Genomic DNA, 12,506 nt, shown 5'->3' with positions numbered 1-12,506 from the left:
CCAGACGGGGCCAGGGACTTTGAAGTTTAGTTGCAGGGAGCAGGTCCGTTTTCAACGCCCTGACACAGATCTTCCAATGGGATCCATCCAGCGTCCACAACAACGGATAGGTTGTCCTTGGTGATCGGAACGGGCGCGAGGAAGACCGAGTTCATCTCGGTGCCACCAGGGGATGTCCAGCTCACTGCGCCTTCGACGTCAGCAGGGCTTGTCCCTCCGCTCAGTGCGACTGCGATTTCGCCAGCGGCCTTTCCGAGTTCACGAGCGTCCTTCCATACCGAAACGGTTTGAGTGCCCAGCGCAACGCGGTTCAACGCTGCGTGGTCGCCATCCTGACCTGACACCGGAATGCCTTCCATACCCTGTGCTGTTAGGGCCGCAACAACACCGCCTGCAGTACCGTCATTCGACGCAACGACTGCATCCACGTTGTTCTCGTTCGCGGTCAGGATTTGTTCCATGTTCCGCTGCGCGTTCGCGGGCAACCAACCATCTGTGTAGGCTTCACCAACGATCACGATGTCACCGCTGTCGACGGCTGCTCCGATGATCTCTTGCTGACCACCGCGCAGGAAATCTGCGTTCGGATCAGTAGGAGAGCCTTTGATCATCACGTAGTTGCCTTTGGGCATGGCCTCAAAGACAGCCCGAGCCTGCATTCTGCCGACTTCCACGTTGTCGAAGGTCAGATAAAATGCTCGGTCGTCCTCGATCAGACGGTCATAGGCTATCACAGGAATACCTTCGTCCGCCGCGGCCTGAACCGCGGGACCAATGGCCTGCGCGTCCTGCGCTAGGATGATAAGCGCGTCCACACCCTGGGCGATCAGGCTTTCGATGTCCGATAGCTGCTTTGCGGAGGACGATTGCGCGTCTGCCGAAATGTACTCGGCACCGCCTGCTTCAAGTGCCGACTTGATGGCCGCTTCGTCTGTTTTCCAACGCTCCTCCTGAAAGTTCGACCAGCTCACGCCGACCACTGGCTCTGCGAATGCGGTCGAAGCCAACAAAGTGGCCACAGCCGAAAAGCTGAGAATTCTCTTCATGATTTCCTCCCATTTGCCGAGCCATCGCATTTCGATTCGCGGCTCTCACAAACTTGAATACCATATTTATTTCAGCCGGTAAAATATTTAGTCTGTTAGGACAGGCGAAATCCAAATAGATTGAGGTAAGAACCAGATTCGTGAGGCCAAGATGCTGAAAAGCAAAGCTTCTCAAAATGCCGCGGACCAGCGGAACATTACGCGCCTGCGGGTGTTGGAACACATTCGGACAAGAGGCTCGATCTCCAGGATAGATATCGCCAGCGCTTTGCAGACCAGCCCTGCGACGGTTACTGCAGCCACAGCCGACCTCATATCTGCGGGGCTGATCAAAGAGATCGAATCCGAACCGCAATCCAAATCCGCCAAAAGGGGTCGGCCCAGAGTTTTACTTCAGCTGGATGGCCGCTCTTACCTTGTTGCGGGCCTCAAAGTGGCGCGCCACATGATCTCGGTCATCCTTGTAGATTTCAAAGGCAACGAGGTCACGTCATACAAACATCCGTTGGACGACGTCCGGATGACGCCAGGCGCATTAGTGGCAACCATTCGCAAGGCCTTGGATGAGGCCTGCGCTCAGATCAACGAGACCCTCGACACCTTATCCGGAGTGTCAATTGGGGTTGCCGGTCTCGTGGACGCAGAAAGGAACTTTGTACACTGGTCCTCTTCACTTACCGATAGAAACGTCGATTTTAGCCAATTTCTGGAAACAGAGCTGCCCTGCCCCGCCTTTATAGAAAACGACGCCAACCTGGTAGCAAAGGCGGAACAACTCTTTGGGTTAGGCAAGGGTTTTAAGAACTTTCTTGTCGTCACGATCGAACACGGCGTTGGGCTTGGAATTGTCCTGGACGGTAAGCTATATCGCGGGGAAAGAGGCTGCGGAGCGGAATTTGGCCACACAAAAGTCCAACTGGACGGCGCGCTTTGCCAGTGCGGCCAGCGGGGTTGCCTTGAGGCCTATGTCGGGGACTATGCACTGATCCGGGAAGCAACCGTCGCCGATCAACGCATTGGAACGGAAACTATTAAAGAGATCCACGAAAATGCTCGATCCGGAGACGAAAGGGCGAAATCCGTTCTGGCCCGCGCGGGCCAGATGTTTGGTCTGGGAATATCCAATCTGATCAATCTGTTTGATCCCGAACGCATTATTTTGTCCGGAGCTCAGATGGACTTAGAACACCTGAATTCGGACGAGGTGATGACCCGAATTCGCAGTGGCGTCGTGAATGTCGATACCCCCTTGCCGGAAATCACAGCCCATCATTGGGGCGACCTTATGTGGGCTAAGGGAGCTGCGGCGTACGGGATTGAGCAGGTCTCGATCCTCAAGGTAAAGGAGCTGTCGACAAATGCGCCCTGAGCTTTGTATCCTATTCGCTTTTGCATCTGCGGCCAGCGCAGAATCTCAAGCTCCGCAATTCCAAAAGATTGACATCGGCGCTCATATTTATGACGGCGGCTGGGAGCACTTTGTTGGCGGCGGAGTCGCCGTTTTCGATTGTGACGGTGATGGGTTGCCCGAACTCTTTGCAGCGGGTGGCACCAACACATCCAAACTGTTTAGAAACACATCGCACGAAAGCGTTTCATTTCGTGCTGATACCCCCGAGCTGCTTTCCATGGTCGACGTAACTGGGGCTTACCCGCTGGATGTCGACAGTGATGGCGTTATGGATCTGGCTGTTTTGCGCGTCGGCCCCGATCTGCTTATAAAAGGTGAGCCTGATTGCAAGTTCCGCCCTTTCAGCTCCCTTGGCTTCAGATCAGAGGATCATTGGACAACCGGGTTCTCTGCCACCTGGGAAGCTAATCAGACTCTGCCAACATTGGCCTACGGAACTTATGTTGATCGTCACAATCCCGACGGCCCGTTTGAGACTTGCGGACCCACGGTCCTATACCGGCCCAGTGGCGGCAGTTACCAGCCACCGGAACATCTCGAACCAGGCTATTGCGCGCTGTCCATTCTCTTTTCTGACTGGTCCCGCACCGGGCAAGCGGATCTGCGGGTCAGTAACGATCGCCATTACTATGTACGTGGCGGCCACGAGCAATTGTGGGCAATGGAAAAAACTCCACGCCCCTATTCGAAAGAAGACGGATGGTTGGCATATTCGCTCTGGGGCATGGGCATCGCTTCACGAGATCTAACAGGCGATGGCTTCCCCGAAGTTTACCTGACTTCTATGGGTGACCAAAAATTTCAAGTTTTTGACCCCGAAGCTGGCGGCCCAACCTGGCGAGACGCCACTTACAGCAAAGGCACAACCGCTCACAGGCCACATATTGGAGACGACGGTCGCCCATCAACTGGATGGCATGCGCAATTTGGCGACGTCAACAACGACGGTCTAGACGATATCTTTGTCGCCAAGGGAAATGTCGAGCAGATGCCAGATGCAGCATTGAATGACCCCAACAACCTACTGTTACAACTGGAGAATGGTCAATTTCAAGAAGCTTCAGTCGAGGCTGGCGTTGCCTCTATGGCCAAGTCGCGCGGCGCCGCTTTGGCTGACTTCAACAATGACGGCTGGCTTGATCTGGTGGTGATTAACCGGGGCTCGGAACTTGAGGTCTATCAAAACCAGCCCCACACCGGGAATTGGGTGATGCTGGACATTTCCCAAGATAAACCAAACCGCTTCGCGGTCGGCGGCTTTATCGAGGCCAGGACCGAGTCAGGTGTGGTAACCCGGGAAATCACAATCGGTGGAGGGCACATCAGCGGTATCGCAGGGCTTCATCATTTTGGACTGGGGGATGCGAAGGCAATCGAAGTTCGGGTTATTTGGCCTGATGGCGAAGAAGGAGGATGGCAGGAAATCCAATCAAATCAGATCATTCAAATTGAGCGATGATCATTGGTCAACCGGCAGTCCACTTGGAACCTGTTCTGGAACACCAAGACGTTCCGCGGGATCTTCCAGACTGGCCAGAAAGCTCAGTAGCGCGCTGATCTCCTGATCCGTCAGACTTATCCTCGACAGGTCGCTGCTTCTGGCAATCGCATCCAAATTCTCCGGGTTCGACAATGGCAGCTGATCCTTTGCACCCGGAAAGTCAGGAAGCACAGCCATTTCCAAGGAGTACGAACGCAGGGAATCCTCTGGGTCGAGATGATGGCGCACGATATCTTCAAGCTGCGCATAGGCACCGTTATGCCCGTACGGGGCCGTCAGCGTTACATTACGCAACGAGGGCGTGCGAAACGCAAACGCATCCTCTGCGTCACCAGTCACGCGTAGGCGCCCATCATCCCGGACATGGCTTTCGAACCGCGCCGCTTTTCCGGGTCCTATCTGCGGCATCGCTATGGAGTGAAATTTGTGGTCTGTTTGGAACCAGCCCGAATGACAGATGCTGCACCCTGCCTTCCCGTAGAACAACTGCATGCCGCGCTGTGCATCTTCCGGCAACTCAGATTCCCCCCGCATCGCAAGGTCAAACGGGCTATTGACAGCGCGCCATTCGAAGGCAATGAAATCAGCTATTACATTCGCAATAGCGGAAAAGGTGATCGTATCCCCCGGTGCAACCTGAGAAAAACGCTGTTCGTATTCCGGGATGGCCGCGACGCGAGCCGCTATCAAATCCCACGCCCCGCCTTCCTGAGTAAGCAACCCGAGGCGTACAGCCTGGCTGACGTCATTCTCGGAATAGTGGCCTGCCATCTCATCAGGAGACAGCACCGGAAACATTGCCTGAGCTGCCAGAGCGGATTTGAAACCTGACCTCATATGAGTGCCCAGCGGCGTCCTGATACCGTTCGCGCGTGTCGGATCAGTTTCAAGGCGCCCATCATGAAAGAAGACTGTGAACTCGGTTGCGCCAAGATTCCAAAGACCCGGCGAATTGCGCGGGATTCGTTGCTCCGGCGGGTTTTTCGCATCGAATTTCCGCTTTGCCCCCAGACCCGCACCACCTTCACCGATCCCAAGCGAGAGCCCATCGGACGTGCCGAGTTTGGGGTGATGACAAGTCGCACAGCTGATATTCCTGTTCCCGGACAAGATCGGGTCGTAGAAAAGCAGTCGCCCAAGTTGGACCTCTTTCACGCCAGGTTCAACAAATTCAGGGATTGGCCCAAGGTTCTGAGCCGCTGCCACCGTAATGGACGCAATTACCACGCTAAAAGCAACAATCGGTGTAACAAGCTTCATGTCACACCCTCTGAAATCTGCAGAATCAATGTCTGCTCGTAAGGGGCTTCAGGAGCGCATATGATCGACGGGAACTCGGGGATGTTGGGCGCGTTGGGATAACCCGATGGCTCGATGCACACGCCAGCGCTCTTGTAAAAGGGTTCCGTGAGGTGAGCCCCGGAGTAAATTTGCACCCCTGCCTGGTCTGACCATACAGATAGCTTCAAACCCGTGGGTGTAGTAAGGTCGGCGACCGGAAGCCCCTTCTCTCGTGCGCTGTTGAAAACGAAGTAGTTGTCCAAATCCGTCAAAACGGCACTGATCGCTTTCGGCGCGGAAAAATCCATACCACTATCTCTTGCGTCCACAATCTTGCCCGAGGGAATACCCTGATTGTCAACTTCAAGATAACGGTTTGAAGTCAGCCGCAGACAATGTTCTGAAATGCCCGTTACGCAACCCAGGCTATAGTAATTATGTTGCGCTATACTTACGGGTGTCGGCCGATCCGGCTGTGCTGAAATCGAATAAACCAGACGCGGATAGTCCAGCCTTACTCGCACTTCAAATCTGACGGTTCCCGGATAACCGCTGGCACCCTCCGGGGAAGTGAGGCGCAATACGGCCTCGTTTGCTGTCATCTGCTCAAGAGCCCAATTCTGATGCGATAGGCCTGCCCGCCCACCGTGCAAGGAATTTCGACCCTCGTTTGCGTCCAGTTCATACCGAACATTTTCCATGTCAAAACGCGCTGCTCCAATCCGGTTGGCGACACGCCCAACGATTGCGCCCAGATAATTATTATCGGTGGCGTAGTCCCGCGGGTTCTCGTATCCAAGGATCATTGGCATCCCCTTGTACCACCAACCTTGAGTTGTCGCCCCGTAGCTGAGTAGCGACACGCGCATGTCGCCATCATTCAGGACGGCTCGTTCGATTCGAGGAGGTATGTCCCGCCTTTTGTTCATCGTTTCGCAAAAGGTGCTAAGGCCGAATAATATTGCCGGTAACGTTGGTATTCATTTTCGAATGCATCGATCAGATCCCCACGAGGCTCGATCACCGTGTCGATTTTGGGCGACATCATCACAGAGTCCGGGTTTGCGCCATTGACGGCGCACATTGCCAGGCGGGCGGCGCCGATGGCGGCACCAAATTCACTGCCCCGGGGCAAGGCAAGGGGCGTATTGAGCACGGTGGCCAGGTTTTTCAACCAATACCGAGATCGCGCACCGCCGCCAACGGCCAAAAGGCTGGTTGGCTTTGTTCCGGTACTCTTGAGGGCCTCCAAACAGTCCCGCATTGCAAAGGCGACGCCTTCCATGACAGCCCGCGTCAAATCAGTGGTCTCCGAGGAGATATCCACACCCAGGAACGCACCACGGATTGCACTGTCATTGTGAGGCGTCCGCTCACCTGAAAGATAAGGCAGAAACGTGATCTCTGATGGGCTATCCAGATCGGCAGGCAGCGAGGCGATCATGTCCCCAACGGACTGGCCCAGATTGCGGGAAAGCCAGTTCAAACTGTTTGTCGCAGAAAGGATGACACCCATCTGAATCCACCTGTCAGGGACAGAATGACAAAAAGAATGTATCGCCGTTTCTGGCGCTGGAGCATAAATGTCTCTGGACACCAGCAACACACCTGAGGTTCCGAGGGACAAGAAGCCAGCTCCATCGCTTGTACTGCCTATCCCACAGGCGGCAGCGGCATTGTCCCCTGCTCCCCCTGCAATCACGACCGGTCCAGACACTCCCCACTCTTGCTCCAACTCGGACCGCAGCTCCCCGCCCGGATCACTGCCTTCGACCAGTCGAGGCATTTGTTCGATGTTCATGTGACTCTGTTCCAGTGCGGTTTCCGACCATCGCCGCGCACCAACGTCCAGCCATGAAGTTCCGGCACTGTCAGACATATCGCTGACGTAGTCTCCGGTCAGCCAGAGCCGCAGGTAGTCTTTCGGTAGTAGGACCTTGGCAGTTTTAGCAAACAGGTCAGGCTCATTTGCGCGGACCCATTCCAACTTGGGGGCCGTGAACCCCGGAAAAACGATATTGCCTGAACTCGAACGCATACCCGGCAGTTGATCAAGAATTTCTGCCTCTTTAGATGCCCGCGTGTCGTTCCACAGAATGCACGGTCGCAACACGTTACCATTGGCATCCAAAAGGGTCGCACCGTGCATGTGCCCGCTCAAACCAATGCCGCGCAGCGCAGAAAACGCGTTTCCGTGTGCAGCCCGAAGCTGACTGACGACTTCTTTGCAAGCTTCCACCCAATCCAAAGGGGACTGTTCGGACCATCCGGGTTTTGAGGAAGACGTAAGGATAATGGACTCAGCGCTACCTGCGACGGAACCTGCGTCGTCGACAAGAATCCCTCTGAGACCGGATGTTCCCAAGTCCAATCCAAGATACATCTTTGAACTCACCTACCTTTATTTTAGTTGCTAAAATTAATAGCCGGATAGATATTGTCAACAAAAGTTTCAGGCAAGTTGGCTTCTCAGTGAGATAACCCCGCACCACTGCAGATTTATCGACCAAACGGCGAAATCCGTATCTCTGATCAGTAGCGCACATCACAACAAGCGCAGCCGTCTTGTTCCTGCGCATCGCAAACATGAAGCCAATCGTCGCCCTGTTCGTTGAGGAAGTGGTTCCCAAATTACTTCGCCAAACACCTCGCAGTTAACTGCGTGGTATAGTTAGGTTCATCCGCTTTTGCGCGTCCAATTCTGGCTTGTATTGAACAACCAATCTCAGAGAGTTGCCCCATTTCCACAACTGGCGGCGCGGATCATGAAGCCCGTCATTCGTCAGATGAGTGGATTCTGGCAATCCAAGCGTGGATAACCGCACGACAAATAATAGCGCGAATATCCGAGTATCATCTTACAACGAAACACTGGGTGGGTCCTAGGCTTCAAACTCCATTGGTGCTGTCAGACAAATTCGAACCAGTCTCAATTTGACTCAAAATCGTGAACCTATCCGGAACAAAGTTGACGCCACTCGTCAAGAGCGGCGGTTCGCGTCAGCTTGAAGGAGTCTCGGCTGGTGAGGGATCTTTCCTGGTTAAAGTGGTTGTATACGGAGGAATGGTCGGAAGCGAAATTCTGTAAACTTCGAATGCGCCTTAAACCCTGCATCGCGCGCTCGCGTTGTTGATACGGCAGGTGCGAGTTCTCGACCCGGTTGTTGAGCCATCTACCCGTCGGTTGTTTTTCGAGCGTGCCCAGCTCTCTGACCGCGACTCTGTATCCGGCGAAGCGATCCGTGACGACGGCTCCCGCTTGGCCGTGTCGATTCATCAATTTCTTTAGAAATTTCAATGCTGCAGCTTTGTTTCGACGTTTGGTGACAACGGCTTCCAGCACTTCGCCCTCATGATCTAGGGCCCGCCAGAGGTAATGTTTCTTGCCAATCACCTTCACGAAAACCTCGTCCACCTGCCACCTCCAATTCGAGAATTCACGCAGTTGTTGCACCCGCTTTTGTCTGATCTCAGAGGCGAAGATCGGACCGAACCTGTTCCACCCATATCGGACAGTTTCGTGGCTCACGTCGATGCCTCGCTCGTGCAGCAGATCTTCGACATTCCGAAGCGAGAACGGGAAACGGATGTATAGCATCACCGCAAGGCGGATGATCTCTGGGCTGGTTTTGAAGTACTTGAAGAGGCAGGTCTGGTCATGCGCAAAAGCTACGCAACACCCCTACCCCGCTTAATCAAACTTCTTCTGACAAGACCAAACAGAATGCCTTATGAGCTAGCGATGAATAGTCTAATTTCGAGCTTGCCGTAGACTACCTCCTCAGCTTTTTGCCCGATGGAAGAAAAGCTGAGCGACGATGGTAACCCTTGTAAGTCCACCAGTTTTCGCGATTCAGGTCTGCTTCCGGGTCGATGTAGCAATGGTTCTTGGCATGCCAAGGGCGTCACTTCACTCCGGCGAAGAGTATTTGTTTCTTGCGGTCTGCATCCCTTTGACACAAAACGAAATCGTTCTCATGCAAAAAGCCCTGAGGGGAGGACGCAAGTAAGAAATGCCCAAAATCATCTCGCCCTGCGACTAGCGCAACCAAAGTTTTCACGCCATTCTGCTGTTTCATTGAAGGCTTTATGAAACGCAACGCCGCACCAATGCGTCTATCGTCTGTGTTATTGGGCCCGGATGCGTGAAAGAGATGCCCGTGATGCATGGATGCCTGCCCCGCACGCAATTCGGCAGCAACTGCATCTTTTTCGTTCACACCGACTGCGATTTCCTGCCCACGTGATAACAGATTGTTTTCGCTGAAAGTGTCCACGTGAGGCACGATACGGCTTTTGTGGCTGCCAGGAACAAACTTCATACACCCGCTTTGCTCAGACGCTTCTGAAATCGCAACCCAACAGGTAACCTCTTCAGCATCATCCAATCCCCAATAGGTCAAGTCTTGGTGCCACGAGACTATCTTCGATGATCGCGCTTCTTTTACGAAAAGTGCACCGCTCCAAACCATGAGGTCCGGCCCTAACACCGTTGAAGCAGCCTCAATCAGCTTCGGATGGCGAAGTAGTGCATCGAATGATGGTATCAGCCTGTCCGGATAAGAATATAGAAGCTTGAGTTTATCTGGGTCGTCTCTGAGAATGCGCTCAGCTTTCTCAAAATCATTGCGCAGCGCTTGGACCTCAGAAGCTGTCAGGATATCCAGCGGAGCTACGAAACCGTCTCTTTCATAAGTCTTTGCAATATCACTCATTCGTCTATCCATCGTCATTTTCTGGAAACGTTAACTGCACCTTCATTGATTGGGTTCGATCAGACGCGACCTCGAAAGCAGTGATGGCCTCGCCTACCTCGAAGGAATGCGTCACCAACTGGTCGACGTTTATTAGTCCGCTTCGCATCATCTCGACCGCGACTGAGAACTCGGAATGGAAACGGAAAGACCCGCGAAGCACTATCTCTTTTGCAGTCAACGCCTGCATCGGCACAGTCATATCTCCGCCCAGACCAAGCTGAACCAATGTTCCACCCGGTCGCAAGCATGCGACGCCAGAAGCCAGAGCCGATTGAGCCCCGGAACACTCCAGTTGTACATCAACCTGACCCTTGTCGTTTTCAAACTGCTCCAGTTTTTGCGGATCGGTGTAGGTGTTGATGACATCGTCTGCCCCGCATTCACGCGCCAGAGCGAGGGTCTGGTCCGAGATATCCGTCGCCACTATTCTGGCCGCCCCAGAACGACGCGCCGCCAAGATCGTGAGGCAGCCGATTGGACCGCATCCCGTGATAAGTACCGTTTTACCTAAGAGGCTCCCGGCTTGTTTAATCGCGTGCAAACAGACCGCCAAAGGTTCGGCCATAGCGGCCTGCGCAGGACTTAACCCATCTGCTGGAACGCATTGACTGGCTTTCGCTACGAGTTTGCTTTGAAAAGCGCCTTGGATATGCGGGAACGGCATCGCGCTGCCATAGAACTTCATATCAAGACAGTGGTTTTGCTGCCCGTTCAGACAATAAATGCAGGCTTGGCAAGGTCGGGATGGAGAAACTGCAACCAGTTGACCTAAATACAACCCCTGCACACTTGACCCAACTCTCACTATTTCCCCGGCGATTTCGTGTCCAAGCACCATCGGCTGACGCAACTTGATCGCGCCAAAACCACCGTGGTTATAATAATGCAGGTCAGAGCCGCAAATCCCTCCCGCGCGCATGGCAATCAAGACTTCGTCTGGCCCCACGTCGTGCACGTCCCGGTTTTCCAACCTCAGATCTTTTGCGGCATGGATAACAACAGCAACACTAGCCGAAGACATTGCGCAGACTCCCTATACAGATCGCCAAAAGATACGGATAGTCGGTGCTGACAACCAAGGGATTTTTGCATGACGCTTGAAATGTTTAGCCTAGAGGGAACACGCGCGCTCGTAACAGGCTCTAGCCAAGGCATCGGATTTGCGTTGGCTCGTGGTTTGGCTGCCGCCGGTGCGCAGGTCGTTTTGAACGGTCGCGATGCCACTAAACTAGCGGCAGCAGCATCCGAGCTGAGCGAAACAGGCGCTTCGGTACGCGAACTTTTGTTCGATGCAACCGATCATGAAGGTGTCCGATCTGCTGTGGACGACTTTGAAGAAAAAGTCGGCCCAATAGACATCCTGATAAACAACGCCGGAATGCAACATAGGACGGAGTTACAGGATTTCCCCGCTGATGCCTTCGAGCGCCTGCTACAGACAAATGTAGCGTCCGTCTTTCACGTCGGTCAGGCTGTGGCACGGCACATGATTGAAAGAAAGTCTGGTAAGATCATTAACATTGCGTCGGTTCAATCCGCATTAGCAAGACCGGGTATTGCGCCTTACACGGCGACAAAAGGCGCCGTGACCAATCTTACAAAAGGAATGGCAACTGATTGGGCTAAGTATGGTCTAAACTGCAATGCCATTGCGCCTGGATATTTCGATACACCTTTGAACGCCGCCTTGGTTGCCGACCCAGAGTTTAGCTCATGGCTTGAGAAACGTACCCCGGCCGGTCGCTGGGGCAATGTAGAAGAACTTGTCGGCGCCGCCATTTTCCTTGCTTCCCCTGCATCCAGTTTCGTCAATGGTCATACTCTCTATGTCGATGGTGGAATAACGGCGTCACTTTGATCTGCAGCTTCCAATCGCCTGCTAAGTAAGACCGACTTAGATATCTTTCATAGCGCCGACCCCAAGGCAATCACCACAACCACCATTAATGAAGCGGCCATCGCAATATTGATCCTTTGATGCGATCTCTCGCTTAAATCAAGGCTACCCAGCTTTGCGCCAGCACCCAGCCAGATCATGTGCACTGGCACCCAAATCATATTGAATACTACGATTTTTATGACGACCTCCCAAACGGGCGCATCGGGTAAAAAGGCAAACCCTGAAAACAATGCTGTGCCGACCACGTAAGCCTTGGGATTAATGAACTGAAGCGTCAGACCGTTCGCAAAACCAAGCGGCGAAACCGCAGGAGAAAATCCGACCTCTGAGCCGGCGCTGGCAATACGCCAGGCGAGAAATACCAGATACCCGACAGAGGCGAATAGCAACAAAGTTCTAAGCACCGGTACAGCCAAAGCAACCGCAGCGACTCCAGAGACAACTAACATCATGTTGATGAACCCGCCCAGCATCAGACCAGCCACAAAGGCGAGTCCAGCTCGAAAACCAAATGCTGATCCGATACCCGCAGTTGTTAGAACACCCGGGCCCGGCGTAATCAGCAGAAAGAAAACCGCGACAGCAAACTCAAACACTTTTCAGATTGGCC

General features: G+C 53.7%; 11 protein-coding genes. 3 read left to right on the top strand and 8 right to left on the bottom strand.

Annotated elements, in window-relative coordinates; translation table 11 throughout:
- Positions 1-26: 26 nt before the first annotated feature.
- Positions 27-1,046, bottom strand: coding sequence for a D-xylose ABC transporter substrate-binding protein (gene xylF / locus ACR0NM_RS02680; protein WP_155150139.1), 1,020 nt, complete (start codon positions 1,044-1,046; stop codon positions 27-29).
- A gap of 151 nt (positions 1,047-1,197) precedes the next feature.
- Here xylF and ACR0NM_RS02675 point away from each other — a divergent pair, with 151 nt between their 5' ends.
- Entirely contained in the window at positions 1,198-2,415 is a 1,218-nt protein-coding gene (locus tag ACR0NM_RS02675) for an ROK family transcriptional regulator (RefSeq protein WP_170396206.1), read from the top strand.
- Positions 2,405-3,916 (top strand): CRTAC1 family protein, encoded by a 1,512-nt coding sequence (locus ACR0NM_RS02670; RefSeq protein WP_480561305.1) that lies wholly within the window; start codon positions 2,405-2,407, stop codon positions 3,914-3,916. Before ACR0NM_RS02675 ends, ACR0NM_RS02670 begins: the two co-directional genes overlap by 11 nt.
- On the opposite strand, the gene ACR0NM_RS02665 is transcribed toward ACR0NM_RS02670, so the two are convergent.
- The 6 genes from ACR0NM_RS02665 to ACR0NM_RS02640 all read right to left on the bottom strand — a co-directional run bounded on the left by ACR0NM_RS02665 (position 3,917) and on the right by ACR0NM_RS02640 (position 11,017).
- The gene (locus tag ACR0NM_RS02665) at positions 3,917-5,218 is read right to left on the bottom strand and encodes a cytochrome-c peroxidase (RefSeq protein ID WP_480613113.1); all 1,302 of its coding nucleotides are present in this window, start codon (positions 5,216-5,218) and stop codon (positions 3,917-3,919) included.
- Positions 5,215-6,168, bottom strand: coding sequence for an aldose epimerase family protein (locus ACR0NM_RS02660; protein ID WP_480613111.1), 954 nt, complete (start codon positions 6,166-6,168; stop codon positions 5,215-5,217). The genes ACR0NM_RS02665 and ACR0NM_RS02660 overlap by 4 nt, the downstream gene beginning before the upstream one ends.
- Positions 6,165-7,622, bottom strand: a complete 1,458-nt coding sequence (gene xylB / locus ACR0NM_RS02655; RefSeq protein WP_170597865.1) for a xylulokinase — start codon at positions 7,620-7,622, stop codon at positions 6,165-6,167. The genes ACR0NM_RS02660 and xylB overlap by 4 nt, the downstream gene beginning before the upstream one ends.
- A 570-nt stretch (positions 7,623-8,192) precedes the next feature.
- Positions 8,193-8,837, bottom strand: coding sequence for an IS6 family transposase (locus tag ACR0NM_RS02650; protein ID WP_480613109.1), 645 nt, complete (start codon positions 8,835-8,837; stop codon positions 8,193-8,195).
- Between the two features lie 307 nt (positions 8,838-9,144).
- A complete protein-coding gene (locus ACR0NM_RS02645; protein WP_480613107.1) occupies positions 9,145-9,954 on the bottom strand; it encodes a phytanoyl-CoA dioxygenase family protein in 810 nt (269 codons plus the stop codon).
- Positions 9,955-9,958: 4 nt separating this feature from the next.
- On the bottom strand, positions 9,959-11,017 hold the full coding sequence (locus ACR0NM_RS02640; protein ID WP_170396195.1) for an L-idonate 5-dehydrogenase: 1,059 nt from the start codon (positions 11,015-11,017) through the stop codon (positions 9,959-9,961).
- Positions 11,018-11,086: 69 nt separating this feature from the next.
- On the opposite strand from ACR0NM_RS02640, the gene ACR0NM_RS02635 reads away from it, so the two are divergent.
- Complete coding sequence (locus ACR0NM_RS02635) at positions 11,087-11,854, top strand: SDR family oxidoreductase (protein WP_480613105.1); 768 nt, start codon at positions 11,087-11,089, stop codon at positions 11,852-11,854.
- Between the two features lie 47 nt (positions 11,855-11,901).
- Here the strand turns inward: ACR0NM_RS02635 and ACR0NM_RS02630 are convergent, their stop codons facing one another.
- Complete coding sequence (locus ACR0NM_RS02630; protein ID WP_480613103.1) at positions 11,902-12,492, bottom strand: LysE family translocator; 591 nt, start codon at positions 12,490-12,492, stop codon at positions 11,902-11,904.
- Positions 12,493-12,506: the final 14 nt, after the last annotated feature.

The sequence above is a fragment of the Ruegeria sp. AF2 genome, assembly GCF_056542025.1.
This window is presented reverse-complemented; position numbering and strand designations above follow the sequence as displayed.